This window comes from Nitrogeniibacter aestuarii (assembly GCF_017309585.1).
In the GTDB taxonomy this organism is placed as follows: Bacteria; Pseudomonadota; Gammaproteobacteria; order Burkholderiales; family Rhodocyclaceae; genus Nitrogeniibacter; species Nitrogeniibacter aestuarii.
Map to the genome: position 1 here is coordinate 2,914,751 of NZ_CP071321.1, position 17,006 is coordinate 2,931,756.

General features: G+C 61.9%; 16 protein-coding genes. 4 read left to right on the forward strand and 12 right to left on the reverse strand.

From position 1 onward, the window contains the following. Nucleotides 1-13 precede the first annotated feature (13 nt). From flgG to flgB, 6 genes are all read right to left on the reverse strand, one after another. Complete coding sequence (gene flgG / locus J0W34_RS13525) at nucleotides 14-799, reverse strand: flagellar basal-body rod protein FlgG (protein WP_227817437.1); 786 nt, start codon at nucleotides 797-799, stop codon at nucleotides 14-16. A 136-nt stretch (nucleotides 800-935) separates the two neighbouring features. Next, entirely contained in the window at nucleotides 936-1,676 is a 741-nt protein-coding gene (gene flgF / locus J0W34_RS13530) for a flagellar basal-body rod protein FlgF (RefSeq protein WP_230969127.1), read from the reverse strand. Nucleotides 1,677-1,696: 20 nt separating this feature from the next. Continuing rightward, the gene (flgE, locus tag J0W34_RS13535) at nucleotides 1,697-2,917 is read right to left on the reverse strand and encodes a flagellar hook protein FlgE (protein WP_227817439.1); all 1,221 of its coding nucleotides are present in this window, start codon (nucleotides 2,915-2,917) and stop codon (nucleotides 1,697-1,699) included. Nucleotides 2,918-2,931: 14 nt separating this feature from the next. After that, nucleotides 2,932-3,603: a flagellar hook assembly protein FlgD gene (locus J0W34_RS13540; RefSeq protein ID WP_230969128.1), complete on the reverse strand. Its 672-nt coding sequence runs from the start codon at nucleotides 3,601-3,603 to the stop codon at nucleotides 2,932-2,934. 20 nt (nucleotides 3,604-3,623) lie between these two features. Continuing rightward, the gene (gene flgC, locus J0W34_RS13545) at nucleotides 3,624-4,031 is read right to left on the reverse strand and encodes a flagellar basal body rod protein FlgC (protein WP_230969129.1); all 408 of its coding nucleotides are present in this window, start codon (nucleotides 4,029-4,031) and stop codon (nucleotides 3,624-3,626) included. A gap of 13 nt (nucleotides 4,032-4,044) precedes the next feature. Continuing rightward, nucleotides 4,045-4,449 (reverse strand): flagellar basal body rod protein FlgB, encoded by a 405-nt coding sequence (flgB, locus tag J0W34_RS13550; protein WP_227817442.1) that lies wholly within the window; start codon nucleotides 4,447-4,449, stop codon nucleotides 4,045-4,047. Nucleotides 4,450-4,711: 262 nt separating this feature from the next. Here flgB and flgA point away from each other — a divergent pair, with 262 nt between their 5' ends. From flgA to J0W34_RS13570, 4 genes are all read left to right on the forward strand, one after another. Next, nucleotides 4,712-5,392, forward strand: a complete 681-nt coding sequence (flgA, locus tag J0W34_RS13555) for a flagellar basal body P-ring formation chaperone FlgA (RefSeq protein WP_230969130.1) — start codon at nucleotides 4,712-4,714, stop codon at nucleotides 5,390-5,392. A 128-nt stretch (nucleotides 5,393-5,520) separates the two neighbouring features. Next, on the forward strand, nucleotides 5,521-5,826 hold the full coding sequence (gene flgM, locus J0W34_RS13560) for a flagellar biosynthesis anti-sigma factor FlgM (protein ID WP_227817444.1): 306 nt from the start codon (nucleotides 5,521-5,523) through the stop codon (nucleotides 5,824-5,826). Next, on the forward strand, nucleotides 5,823-6,299 hold the full coding sequence (locus tag J0W34_RS13565) for a flagella synthesis protein FlgN (RefSeq protein WP_227817445.1): 477 nt from the start codon (nucleotides 5,823-5,825) through the stop codon (nucleotides 6,297-6,299). The genes flgM and J0W34_RS13565 overlap by 4 nt, the downstream gene beginning before the upstream one ends. A gap of 30 nt (nucleotides 6,300-6,329) precedes the next feature. Then, entirely contained in the window at nucleotides 6,330-6,968 is a 639-nt protein-coding gene (locus J0W34_RS13570; RefSeq protein WP_230969131.1) for an HD domain-containing protein, read from the forward strand. A gap of 8 nt (nucleotides 6,969-6,976) precedes the next feature. On the opposite strand, the gene J0W34_RS13575 is transcribed toward J0W34_RS13570, so the two are convergent. The 6 genes from J0W34_RS13575 to J0W34_RS13600 form a co-directional block, all read right to left on the reverse strand. Continuing rightward, nucleotides 6,977-12,274, reverse strand: coding sequence for a DNA repair ATPase (locus J0W34_RS13575; RefSeq protein ID WP_230969132.1), 5,298 nt, complete (start codon nucleotides 12,272-12,274; stop codon nucleotides 6,977-6,979). Nucleotides 12,275-12,497: 223 nt separating this feature from the next. Next, on the reverse strand, nucleotides 12,498-14,609 hold the full coding sequence (locus J0W34_RS13580; protein ID WP_230969133.1) for a flotillin family protein: 2,112 nt from the start codon (nucleotides 14,607-14,609) through the stop codon (nucleotides 12,498-12,500). Between the two features lie 45 nt (nucleotides 14,610-14,654). Next, nucleotides 14,655-15,302 carry a hypothetical protein gene (locus J0W34_RS13585; RefSeq protein WP_227817449.1) on the reverse strand — a complete coding sequence of 216 codons (648 nt, stop codon included), beginning with the start codon at nucleotides 15,300-15,302 and terminating at the stop codon, nucleotides 14,655-14,657. Between the two features lie 51 nt (nucleotides 15,303-15,353). After that, on the reverse strand, nucleotides 15,354-15,671 hold the full coding sequence (locus J0W34_RS13590) for a hypothetical protein (protein WP_227817450.1): 318 nt from the start codon (nucleotides 15,669-15,671) through the stop codon (nucleotides 15,354-15,356). Nucleotide 15,672: 1 nt separating this feature from the next. Further along, nucleotides 15,673-16,377 carry a PspA/IM30 family protein gene (locus J0W34_RS13595; protein ID WP_227817451.1) on the reverse strand — a complete coding sequence of 235 codons (705 nt, stop codon included), beginning with the start codon at nucleotides 16,375-16,377 and terminating at the stop codon, nucleotides 15,673-15,675. Between the two features lie 12 nt (nucleotides 16,378-16,389). Next, the gene (locus tag J0W34_RS13600) at nucleotides 16,390-16,806 is read right to left on the reverse strand and encodes a YjfI family protein (protein ID WP_227817452.1); all 417 of its coding nucleotides are present in this window, start codon (nucleotides 16,804-16,806) and stop codon (nucleotides 16,390-16,392) included. Between the last annotated feature and the right edge of the window lie 200 nt (nucleotides 16,807-17,006).

Sequence of the window (17,006 nt, forward strand, 5' to 3'; positions counted from 1 at the left end):
GATCTGGCTCCGCTTACAGCTGGGTCAGACGCCCCAGCATGGCATCCGAGGTCTGGATGGCGCGGGAGTTCAGTTCGTAGGCGCGCTGGGTGGTGATCATCTGCACCAGCTCCTCGGCCACGTTCACGTTCGAGCCTTCCACATAGTTCTGGTTGAGCACGCCCACGCCGTTGGTCCCCGGGGTGTTCGGCGTCGGGGTGCCGCTGGAAGCGGTTTCGAGATAGAGGTTTTCACCCGCGCTTTGCAGGCCGCCCACGTTCACGAAGCTGGCGATCTGGATGGTGCCGACCTGCGTCGGCGCATTCTGGTTACCTGCCTGGACCACACTCACGGTGCCGTCCTTGCCGATGGTGATGGCGGTCGTGTCTTCCGGAATGATGATGGCCGGGTTGAGCGGATACCCGCTGGCGGTCACGATCTGGCCCTGGTTGTCGAGCTGGAAGGCGCCGTCACGGGTATAGGCCGTGGTGCCGTCCGGCATCTGGATCTGGAAGAAGCCCTCGCCCTGAATCGCCACGTCCAGCGCATTGCCGGTCTGCTGCAGGCTGCCCTGGGTGTGGATGCGCTCGGTGGCCACCGGGCGCACACCGGTCCCGATCTGCAGGCCGCTGGAGATCTGCGTCTGCTGGGTGGACTGGGCGCCGGGCTGGCGCAGGGTCTGATAGAGCAGATCCTCGAACACGGCGCGAGCGCGCTTGAAACCGTTGGTCGACACGTTCGCCAGGTTGTTGGAGATCACGTCGAGTTGGGTTTGCTGGGCTTCAAGGCCCGTTCTTGCGGTCCAGAGTGAGCGGATCATGTCGGACTCCTTGGTGGCCCCATGGGGGCCGATGTTCTTGGGCGGTCACACGGGGTGACCGATACCATCAATGTAAGCGTGGCCAGCCCGGTGTCTTCGGCAGAGAAAGCGCGAAAAAACCGGTCAGTTTTCAGGCTCAGCCGGCGCTCAGGATCTTGGTGGCCGTCTGGTCGTTGGACTCGGCCCGGCGCAGCACCTGCATCTGCATCTCGAACTGGCGCTGCACGGAAATCATGTTGGTCATCTGATCGACCACATTCACGTTGCTGCCCTCCAGATAACCACCGGCCACCTGAACGTTCTCGTCCAGGGGTGCGGGGGCACCGCCGGCAACGCGGAACAGGCCGTCTTCACCACGCTCCAGCGTGGCTTCATCCGGATTGACCAGCTTGAGGCGCCCCACCACGTTCACGGCGTTCTTGTCACCGGTGGCGGGAATGGCGGAAATCGAGCCGTCCTTGCCGATGACGATCTCGTTGTCCGGCGGGATGGTGATGGGCCCACCGTCGCCGATGACCGGGCGTCCGCTGCGGGTCAGCAGCACCCCTTCGGGCGAGAGCTGGAAGCTGCCATCACGCGTATAGCCTTCGGCCCCGTCGGCGCCCTGCACGGCAAAGAACCCCCTGCCCTGAATGGCCACGTCGTAGGTGCGGCCGGTGAACTTGATCGGCCCTTCGCTGAAGTTGGTGGCCACGCTGGCGTCGACCACGAAGGCGCGGCTGGGCAACGGCGAGTTGGTCACATCGACCGAGCGGAAACGATGCATCTCCTCCCGGAATCCGGTGGAGTCGGCGTTGGCCAGATTGTGCGAGACCGCCGCCTGCTGCCCGAGGGTGTGCTTGGCTCCGGTCATCGCGATGTAGATCAGCTTGTCCATGACGCGCTACCTGTGATGGATCAGAGGTTGACCAGGGTCTGCAGGATCTCGTCCTGAGTCCGGATCGACTGGGCGTTGGCCTGATAGGAGCGCTGCTGGGTGATCATGTTCACCAGCTGGGCCGTCAGATCGACGTTGGAATCTTCCACCGCGCCCGAGGCCAACAGGCCCAGGCTGCCACTGCCCGGTGCACCGACCAGCGGCTGGCCGGAATCAGGCGATTCGGCCCACAGGTTGTCACCGACGGAGATCAGGCCACTGGGGCTGGCGAAGTTGGCAAGCACCACCTGGCCCAGGTTGCGGCTCTGGCCGTTGGAGTAGCGCCCCTGCAGGATGCCGTCGGAGCTGATGCTCATGCCCGCCAGCGAGCCGGAGGCATAGCCGTCCTGCGCCGTGCGGTTCACCCCGAAGCCACTGCCGTACTGGGTACTGCCGGTGAAGTCGATGTCGATCGACTGGGGCGAGTTGGCGCCGAAAGTGGCCGGGATGGTCACCGAGATGGTCTGGTTGGCCCCGGCCGTCAGCGCGCCGGCACCATCGAAGGTCAGCTGCGAACCGAAGGCGGTGGCACCACCGCCATCGAGCTCGTGATAGACGTCCCACACCCCGCCGGAGGCCTTGCGGAAGTACATGGTCAGGATGTGGTCGTTGCCCAGCGAGTCGAACACCGTCACCGACGTCGATGCGTTGTAGGTGGTCGGGTCGGTGGCATCGAAAGCCAGGGTCGGCGTGGTGTTGCGCGAATCCAGGTTCAGGCCCAGATCGATGGTGGATGACGGGTTCGGCTGCAGGTCGGACGTATCGACCTGCATCTCCACCGGCGTGGCCGGCAGGATCGTGCCGGTGATCGTCGCTGGGTAACCGGTGAGACGGTAGCCGCCGGTATTGACGATGTAGCCGTCCTTGTCCACATCGAACTGGCCATTGCGGGTGTAGGCGATGGAGCCCTCGCCGCTCATCCGGAAGAAGCCGCCGCCGTTGATCGCCAGATCCAGTGGATTGTTGGTGGCGGTAATGCCGCCCTGGCTGAATGCCTGGGCAATCGACGCAGCGGAGGTACCGATACCGACCTGACCACCGGCGGAGCCCGTGGCACCGTTCATGGCCGAGGCGAAGACATCGGAAAACAGCGCGGAGCTGCCCTTGAAACCGACGGTGGAAGAGTTGGCCACGTTGTTGCTGATCACGTCGAGGGCGCGGGACGCGGCATTAAGACCGCTCAAACCTTGTTGGAATGCCATGACTGTCTCTCCCGTCAGAGGATTTGCTGAATTTCATCGAGTTGGAAAATGCCGAGGCTGCCGACCTGCACATCGACGCTCTTCGGCCCGCGGATGATGCTGGACACCTGGCCCAGCTCCAGCGCGGTTGAACTGACCTTGTTATCGCCCATGGTGGCGGTCACGTTGACCACATAGTTTCCGACTGCTGCCGGGGTGCCGTCCGTGGCGGTGCCGTCCCAGGTGAAGGTGTGGGTACCCGCATCGTGCGCGCCGAGGTCCGTCTTGAAGACTTCGATGCCGTTGGCGTCGGTCACCGTGATGTTGACCTTGTCGGCACCCGCGTCGAGCTTGAAGCCGCCCAGCGCGCCCTCCTCGGTCAGCACCAGACCGCGACCCGGCACGAACACGCCGCGCCCCACCAGTTGGGCGGCCTGCAGCGCGTCAGTCGACTGCTGGCCCTCGACCAGGCTGGCAAGCATGGTGTTGAGGCGTTCGATGCCGTCGACCGTGCTGATCTGTGCAAGCTGGGAAGTCACCTGGGCGTTGTCCATGGGGTTGAGCGGGTCCTGGTTCTTCAACTGCGTGGTGAGCAGCGTGAGGAAGCGGCCTTGAGCGTCGTCCATGGCGTTCGCCTCGGCAGGTTCGGTGCGGGCAAGATTGCTCAGAATCTGCTGAGCGTTTCCCGTGGCGGTGACAGTGGCCATTGTTCAAAACTCCTGCTGGATTACTGGCCGATGCTCAGCGTGCGCTGGATCAGCGTGCGGGCGGTGTTCATCACCTCCGCGTTCGCCTGATAGGAACGGGACGCGGAGATCATGTTGGTCATCTCCTCCACCACGTTCACATTGGGCATTTCCACATAGCCGTCGGCATTGGCCGCCGGGTTGGCCGGCTCATACACCATGCGCATCGGTGCCGCGCTGTCGACCACCTCCTTGACCTGCACGCCGATGGAATCGGCCGTGCCGCCGATCGGCTTGGCCGCAAACACCACCTGCTTGGCCTTGTAGGACTCGCCGTCCGGGCCAACCACGCTATCGACGTTGGCCATGTTGGAGGCGGTGGTGTTCATGCGCACCGACTGGGCATTGAGGGCGGAGCCGGCAATCTTGAAAACGTTAAGCATGCTCATGACGTCTCACCCCTCACTGGTTCTGCATTGCCGACTGCATGGAGCGCAGCAGGCCGTTGATGAAGGTGATGCTCGCTTCGTAGTGCAGCGCGTTCTCGGCAAAGGCGGCGCGCTCCACATCCATATCGACGGTGTTGCCATCGACGCTGGCCTGTGTCACGTTGCGATACTGGGCCAGCGAGTCGAACGGCGACGCCACCTTGCCCTGCTGATGCCCCGCATTGGTCGTGGCCAGCGCGATCGGGCCCATGCGCATGTTCAGCGCGCCGGTCAGCGCCTTGGTGAAGTCGATGTCTTTCGCCTTGTAGTTCGGCGTATCGGCGTTGGCGATATTCGACGAGAGCAACTGCTGGCGATAGGCACGCAGATTCAGTGCGGTCTGATGAAACTGCATTTCTTGATCGAGCCGGTTGGTCATGCTGTCACCTCTTGTTCAATTCGGTACCCGGGGCATCGATGCGTCGGGCACCACACCCATTGCACCATCCGTGCCAGGCATCCTACGGCCCGTCAAATCAAGGCAATGCGCTGAACAGGCCGGCAAAACAGGGGTTTTTCATTGCCGATGGGCGGCAAGCCCAGCCGGGAAGCGGCAAGCTTTGCCGATTCGCCGATTTGGCCGGCAAAGCCCCCCTTTTTCTCGCGGACACTCTTGCCGGGCCCATGGTCGAATGGGCGCCATGAAACGCTTTGTCTCCTGCTTTTTGCTGCTGATGACTCTGTCGACGGGCGCGGTCGCGCAATCGCCGGGCACCGTGCGCGCCGTGGTCTACGAGTTCCTGCGCGGCCAGACCGCCGGCCAGAACGGTCAGGTGAAGATCGAAGTGGAGCAACCGACCATCCCCGCCCATATGCCGCGCTGTGACCGGCTCGAACCCTGGCTGCCTGCCGGCGCACGGCCGTGGGGCAAGGTACGGGTGGGCGTGCGCTGTGTCGGCCAGGGCAACTGGGCCTTGTACGTGCCCGCCCAGGTGAGCATCCTGGGCAACTATCTGGCCGCCGCCCGGGCGCTGAGACCGGGCGATGTGCTCACGATTGCCGACATCGAACTGCGCAGTGGCGAAATCACCACCATGGGCCGGCAGTTACTCACCGAACCCGAGCAGGCCGTTGGTCAGCAGATGCGCTTTGCCGTCGCCAGCGGTCAGCCCTTGCGCGCCACGATGATGGCGGCGCCCATCGTCATTCAGTCCGGCCGTCCCGTGAAGGTCATCGTTCAAGGCAGCGGCTTTTCGGTCGCTAATCAGGGAACGGCCCTGGGCAACGCCCGCGCCGGTCAAGCGATTCGCGTCCGCCTTGCCTCAGGGAAGGTCGTCTCCGGTGTGGCGACCGATAACGGAGAGGTGCTGATCCGGCCGTGACCCGTGTCACGACTGGGATGCAGGAAAGATTCGTTTACATGTTTTATCGATATGGCGTACTAAAGTTTTTACAGGTGGCGCCGTAACAGCAGATGTAGTCAAATAAAAAACAATTGAGGACCATTGCTGTGAAAATCGATAACTCTGTGAAATCGGTGGGGAACACCCCTGCCGGCGAGCAGCGCGCCCGAGCGACGGGTCAGGCCCCGGGGGGCCAGACCCAAGGCGATCAGGTGCAACTGTCGTCGCTTTCATCGGGTATGCAACAGGCTGAAAAGGCCATTGCAAATACGCCGGTGGTCGACCAGGCGCGCGTGGATGAAATCAAGCAGGCCATGACCGAAGGTCGCTTCCAGGTGGATGCGAACAAGGTCGCAGATGGTCTGATCGACAGCGTTCGCCAGATGCTGGCGGCGCAACCGGCCCAGACGTGACGACCCAACAACCTGTAAAAATCCGTCTCCTTTCCTTGCTCAGTGACGAAGCCGCGCAGTTGCGCAGCTTCGTCGCTTTGCTTGTGAACGAAGAACAACTGCTGGTCAGTGGCGAAACCGATGCGTTGATGGCGCTGGCCCAGCAGAAGACCGAGCAGTACCGGAAGTTGCAGCGGCTCAACGACGACCGGCTGCGCCTGCTCACCCAGATCGGACTGCCGGCCGACGACGAATCCGTTCGCAAGCTGTGTGGCGCCGAGCCGAACGCAGCCGCCCCCTGGGATACCGTGCTTGAACTGGCTCGCGATGCCCAGGCCCGCAACACGCGCAACGGCAAGCTGATCACCGAGCTGATGCAGCACAACCAGGCCGCACTCTCCACCCTGCTCTCCGCCGCCGATCAGCCCGCGCTGTACGGCGCCGATGGTCAGAGTCGCCCGATCGGCGGTGGCCGAAAACTCGGCAGTGCCTGATCCGCGACAAATGCGGTAATGTCAGGCGCCATGACGCCAGACGAATCCATTCTCGAAGACTTCATTGCCACCCGGCTGGCGGCCGATCCGGCCCACGACATCGAGCACGTGCGCCGAGTGGTGACCAATGCACGGCGCATCGCGGTGGCCGAAGGCGCAGACCTGGACGTGGTCCTGCCCGCCGCCTGGCTGCACGACTGCGTGTGCCTGCCCAAGAATCACCCGGAACGTTACCTGGCCTCACGTCAGGCCGCCCGCATGGCCACTGAATACCTGCAGGCTTTCGGGCTGTCCCAGGACCGCCTGGAGGCCATTGCCCACGCCATCGAAGCCCACAGCTTCAGCGCCGGCATCCAGGCCCGGACGCTGGAAGCCAGAGTCGTTCAGGACGCCGACCGTCTCGATGCCCTCGGCGCCATCGGCATCTCCCGTTGCCTGCTCACCGGCGGCGCCATCCAACGCGCCCTCTACTCGGGCGAAGACCCCTTCTGCACCGTCCGCGAACCGGACGACAACCGATTCTGCATCGACCACTTCTACCGCAAGCTATTCACCGTGGCCGGGACGCTGCACACGCGCAGCGCGCGACAGGAGGCATCGAACCGCATCGCTTTCATGCAGGCCTACCTCCAGCAACTCGGTCACGAAATTGGTCAGCAAGCGCCCTGAGCGGCCCCTCACTCGGGCCTGGAATCATCCGCCTTGCGCTGAGTGCGCCGTGGCTTTGGCTGCTGCGACTTCGGCGCAGACTCAACCACGTTGTTTTCCATGCGTTGCACCAGAGTCGCGATGCTTTTCACTTCGTCCCAGAGGCTGTGGTCGAGCTTCATCTTGAGGTAGGTGGCGTTCACCAGTGGCAACAACACCTTCTCGTAAGAAGCATGCATCTGCTCGAGCGCTGATCCGATGCCGCCCAGATCCACAGGCGCGGCCTGAACGCTGACCTCCGGCTTCAGGCGTGACAGTGCGGCGTCGATCCTTGCGAATCCCTCTTTGACGGCAGATTCCGCGTCTCCATTCGGCCGGAGCGTCTCGATGGCGCGAGCGACATCAAGCACGGTATTGGCGATGCGGGTCGTCCCGTCGGCATCGTCGCCACCCATCTTGCGGCGACGCACGAAGGCCTCGCGGATGTCCGTCCAGCGCGCCTGCTCTTCGGGTGTCGCGTCGCCGATCATGTGCGCGAGCTTGAGCAGGTTTTCTTCTGCGCCTGTGGTGAGCGTCTGCGCTTCGCCACGATAGTGATCGCGTAGCGCCAGATCCAGTTCTTCGTCGCTCATCAGCGGCGTGATCTTTGCCGCCAGCTTGGCCATGTTGCGGTAGCTGCCCTGTAGCTTGAACGGCGGTTCAGTGCGGTATTCATCCTTCTGGGCCGCCGATTCGATATAAGCCAGATTGACCTTGAGCAACAGCGAACGCACCTTGCCCATGCGCTTGAAGACTTCGACCAGTTCGTTGAGTTCGATCCCGCTGTAGGCATGGGAAAACTCGCTCGAAGGCACCTCTTCGCCCTCGGCCATTCTGAGCAGACGCTGCACGTCCTCCGGATCGCGCGAGGCCAGCGGCTGAAGCAAGGGATTGGCGGTCAGTGCATTCTCCAGATACGACATGGCGAACAGGCGCTCGTTGCCGGAGAGCACATCGCCCAGGTTGTAGATGTCCGCCCGGTTGGCGAGCATGTCTGGAATCTTGAAGACATCACCCGATTCGGTGTACGGGTTGCCCGCCATCACGATGGCAAAGCGCTTGCCGCGAAGATCGCAGGTGAAGGGCTCACCGTTGCGAACCGCTTCGATGCGTCGGGTGCCATCGGCCAGTGCAATGAACTTCTGCAGGAACTCCGGATGCGTGTGCTGGATATCATCCAGGTACAGCATGACGTTATTGCCCATGGCCAGACCCAGATTGAGTTTTTCCAGCTCCTGGCGGGCACCCGTGCTGCGTGCCGTCGCCGGGTCGATGGACGTGATGTCATGGCCCAGCGCCGGGCAGTTGATGCGCACGAAGATCAGACCGAGCCGATCGGCCACATATTCCATCAGCGTCGTCTTGCCGTAACCCGGTGGTGAGATCAGCAGCAGCATGCCCATGCGATCACTTCGATTCGCGTCGCCGGCGGCGCCGATCTGCTTGGCCAGGTTGTCGCCGATGATGGGCAGGTAGACTTTGTCCAACAACTGATTGCGCACGAAGGACGACAAGGGCTTGGCCTTGAACTGATCCAGGCGCAGACGCGCGCGCTCCTCCTCCACCAACTGCATACGCAAGCGCTGGAGCGCCTCGAACGCCGGGACAACGATCGCCTTGTGCGCACTGAAACGCATCCAGAAATCATTGAGATTCAGCGCCAGTGCGCCCTGATGGATGCGCTCGTGCTCGCCGAGCAGGCCGGAAACCTGCATGTCCAGATGCACATTGCGGCGTTCGCGTTCGACGTCGAACATGAGTGCAGTGGCGGCGTCGAGCGCCCAGGCGGAGTCCCCCGCATCGCTTGCGCTCTCGCTCGCGGCGTAGGCCTCGCACCACTGCCGCACCATGCGCCAGCGCTCTTCGGAAGCCGCGGCATCGATATCCTGCTTCCACTGCACCAGCCGGCCACCCTGATCGAGTTGTCGCTCCAGGGCCGCGGCGATGTCCATGCCGGCGCCCGAGATGACCCAGACGTCACCGCCTCTTGGCACAACAAGCTGGTTCAGCAGATAACGGGCGGCTTCGCCGGCCAGCGACGAGGCGTCCACCTCGAATCCGAAACGAGGTCCGAACTGCGCCAGGGCGGCGGTCAGCTCGTGCTCGAACGCCCGCTGCATGCCCGAAGCACCAAAACAGTTGCGGATACCATGGGCCGTGCGCGCTCCACGCAGCCATGCCCGCCGCTCTTCGTCACGACATCCCACCTGCCAGTAGAGCAGCGCCAGCGCACGCGCGACGGGCGGATGGGCCAGCAGCCCGGCCTCGGCCTGCATCGGCACGAGCGCCTTCACCAGCATCAGGGCGTCGTGATCATGCACCCCTTTCTGATAGCCCTCCTGATAGCGCGAGGTGGCGAACTGTCGAATGAGTTTCTCGACACTCTGCGCCCCCGTCTCACCCTCAAGACACAGCTTGTGCAGGGCATCAAAATCGATGTCCCCTTCGCCTTCAAGGGATGCGCTGACGAACAGACCGGCCAGATACTCGGCGCGGTACAGCGCGTTTGTCTCCGACACCAGGGCCTGATCGAGGTAGGACGATAGCGCGTCGAGACGCTCGTCCCGAATGGGATCGAAGTAATCCGTCCCGTTCAGGTGAAAGTGCATCGCGCCCGAGCGCGGCACGAGGGTGAGATCAAGCGGTTGCTTGTTAATGGTGAACAGGTGTTGGCCGAACCGCAGCGCGTTTCCATCATCGGCAAGAAGATCCTGCTTGTCCCTGACCGCTCGAACGGCCTGATCCCGTGCCGTCTTCAGCCGCGTTTCAAGATCCCCCGCCAACACCGACGCCCCGAGTTCGCGCACCGATTCAATCTGCTGGCGAAGCTTGGTGATCAGCGCGTCTGCGGCAAAGTAGGCGTGAACGGCGTCGATATCCTTGATCTGCGACACACGGCGCGGAATACCGCTCAGAATGCGCTCGGCAGCCTCCGCAAGGGCCTGGCTGCGACGCTGCCGGGCTTCCTCCAGGCTTTGACGTCGCGCCGACATGGCCTCGTACAGGGCCTCCCGCTTCTCTGCGATGTCGGCGAGAAACTGATCATGTTCCGAGAAGCGCCCTTCGATCTCCTCGAGCTGGGAGAGCAAGCGCGTCAGTGCGTCATCGCACTTCTCGGGGGTGTCCGACAACTCGAGTGCATTTTCGATCGCCTGGCCGAACAGCTTGAACTGGGCCCCGAATTCGGCCCTGGCTTCATTGACGCCCAGAGACGCCTTGAGATTCCTCGCCTGCGCCCGAACCTTGTTGAGATAGGCATAGACTCCGGAGATCCGCTCCATGATCTGGGTGCGAACCACCGCATCCCCATCGCCCAAGCCGGCCAGATGCTCTGTGAGCAGATCGAGACCGGCCGCGAGCGAATCAAGGGCGTCGAGTTCTTGAACGATGGCTTCGGCGGTCTCGCAGCCAGGCAAGCGCACTTCGATGTCCTTGAGCGCCTTGAGCTGCGCATCGAAGGCATGCTCATCGGCGAGGAACGACACCGCGCGCTCGCTGACCCGGGCATCTTCTTCGGCCACAGCGGCATCCATGGCATCGATACGCGCCAGATCGACGTAGCGCAGTTCTCTCAAACCATGCAGATGACCTCGTTGCTCACGCAGGCCGTCGAGTGCCTCGACAAAGTCCGTCGGCGACTTCCACAACATGGCACCGATCGCGGAGAACATCTCCTTCTGTTTGCGTTCCGCCTGCTCCAGTGCCTGGGTCGAATCGCGCCGAATGGCTTCGACCTTGTCGAATTCATCCACAGTCGTTCGAGCGGACTTGATCAAGGCCTGCAAGGCGGCACCCAGACCACCTGCGTCGGCATCCGACAACCAGAAATGCGCATCGACACAGCGTGCGCCCTGGCGAATGAGCGCATCGAAGGCGGCGCGCGTCTTCAGCTCACCGCGCGCCGCACGGGCAATGGCGTGCAGCTCGGATACACCACGCACCAGCGCAGCATTGCCTATGCGACCGTAGAAATCGGCCGGCGCCGCGGTCTGAGAGACATGTTCTTCGCTCTGAAAAGGCGTTTGCCACAGCTGCATCTGGTGCTGCCGGCGGGCATCGTCACCTTCTGCCTGCATGACGAGCATGCGTCCGTCGTCAAACCGCGCATAGCCGTTCGACACGATCGGCGCAGCCAGCCGCTTGTCGATCAGGTTGTATGAGAACAGCACATATCGACCGCCGCCGGGCTGATAGAAGACGAAGAGCACGTCCTCCCCGTTGGGCGACTTGAGCATGCGTTTGAATCGAAGGCTTTCCGCCAGATCGGCGGGCAGCTCGAAGCGCTTGAACTCCCCTGACTGCAGGTAGTACCCGCCGGGAAAGATGATGCCGTGGTCTTCGGGCAACTGGACGCAGGATTGCCCGATGGAATCGATGCGGGCGATCTTGCGCGTGATGCTGTTGAAAACGAGAAAGCGCTCTTCCTTTTCCCGATAGGGACGCACCTTGAGCAGGATCACCGAGCCCAGCCGGGCATAGGCGAACTCGGCATCGGCGAGCGACTGGTTCTGGTCTTCGACGGGCTCAGAATAAATGCCGAGCCCTGTCTCGGTGTTGTTTTCGACCTTGACGGTCAGATCGCCACCGATGGTCTCGATGAAGACGGTGTCCAGCACGTTGACATGGGGATGCTTGCCCCCGACGTGGTCGGCCCGTGTGACCGTCGTCCACTCGAAGTCATGCGATGCCGGCAGCGCAATGTCGCGCTCACCACGATTATCGATGTACCGCACCGAACCATCGCGCTCCACCCGCCAGCGAAAAACGCGGACATCCTGGAGCTTCTGGCCGATCTGGAAGGCGGCCAGCAAGGTTTCGCCGACCACCCGCAGCTGAACGAGCGTCGCTTGCTTGTAATAGGTGTAAAGCTCGCGAAAGTCTGCCACGAAGCGCCCTTCAGCGAGGAAGCTGCCCTCCATGGACTGTGGTTCGAGCTCGGTGGATGTGCTTTCGCCGGTCAGCTTGAAAAGCGAAAAGACATCTTCAACCCGGATTTCCTGGCGCAATCCGATGAACACGTTGTAGCCGAAGAGCAGATAGTCACCGACCCGGACGATATCGCGCGCGAGGCAGTTGTTCTCGGTGCGCGCACTGAGTCGTGTCAGCAGACTCATTTCCGAACGACCAAAGGCACGAATGCGAGCGTCGTTCAGCGCTTTGGTTTTCTGGTCGAGCGCCTCGGCTTCGGAGACGAGGCGCTTCTTCAGCAGTTCGTAACTCGTACTATCGGTCACCAGCGCTGCTGACTCATCGGCCTCCTGGCCCGGTTTCGGTTCTGTATCAGCCATTGGCAGGAAAATGTCCGTCTGAATTTGGGTCAATCGATGGGTCAGTGCCGGCAAATCACCGCGATGTCTTCGCAAGGCATTGGCGCGCCCGGCAACCCCGAAGACAGGCGGTTTGCCTCACATGCGGACGGCACGACCAATGCAATCCGGCGACCGACTTTGCTGCGGCACGGTTGGCCCGCGAAGCCGTCTTCGGCTCCTCAGGCCACCCGTGCCCGGTGCATCAACGCGAGTCGGTCTTGAAGCTTGAGATCAGGTTTGCCAACGCACTTTTCTGCTCTGGCGAGCCATCTCGCGCAATCTTGGCCAGCAAGGCCGACACGCTCAGGTTCTGCAGTTCCCCGGAAGACTGTCCCAACGCCCCGACCAGATCCTTCACGTCGGAGACCACGTTGCGATCACCCGAGAGGTGGTCCTTGAACGCCACCTGCAGCGTATCGCTCTTCTGGATGGCACCGTCGATTCCCTTGCCGACGGACAGCGCATTGACGAAGCGCTCGAAGTAAGCACCCTCGCCGCCGACGATGTCGATCTTCGCATTGCCCAGCGCTTTGGACAGCACTTCGGCCTGTTCGCGGGCAATGCCGGTCTGGGCGTCGATGGCCTTGAGGGTCTCGACATGAGACTTGTCCAGGCGCATGCGGAATTCTTCGTGCGCACGGGTCGCTTCGGTCATCGAAGACATGGCTGCAAACTTTTCGCGCAGGCCATTGGCTTCGGCCGCAAAGCGCGCCTCGACCACTTTCGCTTCGGCCATGCCCGACTGGACAATCGCCTCGGCGTCTGCCGTGCGAACCGTGACATCGGCCAGGCCGAGTTTCTCCTTGCCACCCGCTTCCGCTTCGAGTCGGGCTCGCAGCGCCTCGGCCTCGGCCAAACCGTACTTCTCGACCGCTTCGGCCTCTGCGATCTTGACCTTGGCATCTGCAAGGCCCTGTTTCTCGCTGGCATCCGCATTCACAAGCATCACCTTGGCAGAGGCCAGACCCGGTGCGGCCTCCAGCGCCTCGATACCCTCAGCTTCACGCTTCTTCGCATCGGCCTCGCGCTCAGCCACTTTCAGGCGCGCTTCGGCCAGTGTCAGTTCTTCGGCGGCACGGTGTTGCGCGCGCCTCTCCTGTGCTTCGGCGGCTTTCACTTCGATCACGAGTTTTTCTTCCGCCTGACCTTCGGCCAATACGACGGTCGACTTGCGGGTGCGCTCAGCCTCGGCGACAACGCGCAACTCCTTGATGGCTTCTTCTTGTTCGGCCACCGTGCGCTCGACGACGATGCGCTCGCGAATCACGTCGGCGATGTGCTTCTTCTGCAGTTCGACCGCCTTGTCCTTCTCGATCCGCTGCAGGGTGACTTCCTTCTCACGATCGACGATCTCGAGATCGCGGGCACGAGTGACTTTTTCTTCCTCGATGGCGATGGCACGCTGGCGGTTCTTCTCGGCCACTTCCTTCTCGCGCTGCGTGTTTTCGGTCTGCACGGCAATGGCCTGATCGGCATCCAGGCGTGCCAGTTCGGCCCGGGCGCCCTCTTCGGCCTCAATGCGTGCGGTCTCGGCCTGCTCACGCGCACGGACCGAAGCCACTTCACGCAACTGGCGAGCTTCAGCATCGGCCTGCTGGCGCTCCAGCTCCAGCATGGCTTCCTTGGTCTCGACGTCCTTCTTCTTGATCTGCATCTCTTCATCGCGACGCAGGTTGTTGGTGAAGACGTGCTCGACAGCGGTCAGCTCGGTAATTTTCTTGATGCCCTGAGCGTCAAGAATGTTGTTCGGGTCGAGTTTCGACAGCGGTGTCTGCTCGAGAAAATCGATGGCCGCGTCTTCGAGCGCGTAGCCCGAGAGGTCGTCACCAATCTGGCGGATGATCTCATCGCGAAACCGGTCACGCGCCTGGTACAGCTCGACGAAGTCCATCGACTTGCCGACGGTTTTCAGTGCCTCGGAAAACTTCGCGGAAAACAGCTCTTCGAGCGTCTCGTGATTCGACGCCCGGTCACAACCGATGGCCTGGGCAACCTTCAACACATCCTCGGCGGTCTTGTTGACCTTGACGAAGAACTTGACCTTGATGTCTGCCCGGATGTTGTCGCGACAAATCAGACCTTCGTTGCCGGTGCGGTCGATCTCGATCGTCTTGACCGCAATGTCCATGAGCTCGGCCTTGTGGATGATCGGATAGACCATCCTGCCCGTGAAGGTCACCTCGGGCTCGGACCGCAAGGTGTTGACGATCATCGCGTAGCCTTGTTCGACCTTTCGGTAGAACTTGGCAAATGCGGCAAACAGAATCAGTAGCAGTACGGCAAGGATGCCGACTGCAAAAAGGATGGGCTCCATGAATTCCCCTTTAGATAAGTGCCAGCACTGCCGGCAGCGATTTGATTATTCTTCGCCCGCGACCGCAGCTTCCTCGATGACGAGGTAGCCACCCTTGCCCGGGTCGTATTCCATGATTCGTGCAACGCTGCCCCGAACCAGCGTGTTGGGCTCTTCGGCCCAGACCTTGATGTTCAGACTCGCGCCACCGGTCTCGACTTCGGCTCGACCGAAATTCCGTTCGACGGAGCGACTGAGAATGCGGCAGGTCTCGCCGACAAAGCTCTCGTTCGAGCGGGCACTGTGCGTGACAAACAGTCCCCTGAGCGGACGGATCGCCACCGCAGTGGCGGGAATGGCCACCACAACCGACGCCACCAGCGCGAGAGCACCGGCAAGCCATGAAAGTGGCGCGAGCGGAACGATCGGAAGAATCCACATGGCAGCCAGGCAACACACCATCCAGGCCAACAGGACGATGAGGGTGATGACGACCGAAAACGGAACCCCACCCAGTCCGAATGCGACCATGTATGCGCCGACCGAGCCGGCGTCCAGCCCGTCGGCGTCCAGATCAAGATCGAGGCCCAGAATGCCGTCTTCGATATCGACCAGCCCGATTGCGCCGAGCAACCAGTAGAAAAGGACCACGCAAAGAGCAACGGTCAGTACCGCTGTCGGGAACCCCGTCGCCGCATCGAAGAAGCCGAGCATCTCGCCCTCCATATGAATATTTCATGCGCGCAGGACAATAGCATTAATCTGTTACTGTCCGGCAAAGTCGATCAGCTCGCGCGTGACCTTTTCCTTGATCCCCAGGCGATCCGAAGGGTCGAGCCCGTACCGCCTCGCCAGGGTCTCGTAATCGTCCGGCGTCAACGACACGGTGAGCCGTGGTCGTTTCGGTCGCCCCGATACGGGCAGGCCGAGCAGATGTCGAATCTGGTCGGAGGTTGATCGATTCGTTTCGAAGGCGGCCCGCCGAACCGCCTCCAGCACCGCATCTTCGACATCGAAGGCCACCTGGACCGCGCGTATCGCGCGGTCCGAGGTTTTCCAGCGGTCCGGTTTGCTGGCGCTCATCTCAGTCGCTCTTGCCAGTACCCTGACGCGCCTTGATCCGGGCCAGGACCTGTCGTTTGCGATCAGCGTTTTCTCCAATGCCCGCGGCACTGAGCTTCTGATCGAGCGACGCCTTGCCCATGTCGGCATCGATCTGCTCGGCGGCGGCCAGGCGATCGGCAAAGTCCTCGTGACGCTTCTTGATGCGTTCGAGCGACTCTCTGGCTGAGGTGAGCTTGGAACCGGAGCTGACGATGTTGTCCGAGATCGACTGGCTTGCGCGGTAAACGCTTTCGGTTGTCCGCACTGCGGCGATCTCGCGCTCGTGGTCGCGGATCTTGCTCTCAGCACTCTTGATCAGATCCTTGAGTTGCTGAACCTGCAGCGCATAGGTCGCATGCGCCCGGGTCTGCGTATCCAGCTCCACTTCAAGCTCGGCAACACGCTCGGCAACTTCCTCGGCCAGGGTTTCTTCACGCTTGTTCAGCGCCTCGACCGCGATGCTTTCGTAACGGGCTGCTTCACCACGCAAACGCTCGATTTCACGCGCCGTCTGCATTTCCTTGGCGATCACGCCGGCCAGATCCTTCTTCGCCTGATCGATGCTCTGCTTGCCGTCGACGATCTCCTGTTCGTAGATCCGGCTTGCGTTGCCATCGACAATGCTCTCGCCGATTTCGCGCACCGACCCACGCAGGAGAGTCACGATCTTGTTCATAACAGACATGTTTTGCTCCTCTTATTTGAGATAGGCGGACAGCGCTTCGAGCGCGTCCAGTGCGTTGTCGCTCACGGCCGCGACATCTGCGGCAATGTCGGCAAGACCGGAATTCGGTCCCAGCGCACCGAACATGACGTATCGGTTGCCCACTTTGCCGAACGAGGACAAGGGCACCGACGGGTTCAGCTCCAGCATGGTTTGCAACAACTCCGCGCGTTTGTCGTCACGCACCTCGTGTTCGTCCCACAGGAAGCTCATGCACAGCAGTTGAGACTCAGAACCGGTGATGAAAACCGGCAGTTCGTCGCGCCCTTCGATGCTCACCTGCAACACGGCCACGTCACCCGGAATCGGGTGAACCTGGACGGACAAACCACCCATGGCCGCAGACACCGCATCGTCGATGCCGCGTAGCTGTTTTTGCAATTGCTCCATTTGCCCTCCTTGGATATTCTTGGAACCATCCGAAACTGAATGGCATACTCGGCAGAGTAGACAGGCAGACATCTTATGTCAAGACATATCATGTCGAACTGCAAAATCGGTCACACGCCAGGCGGAATGTCCGATTAAGGATCATCGAGATCACGCCACCCGACCTGCCGCGCAATGCGTGCAGACAGTCGCCAAGAGAC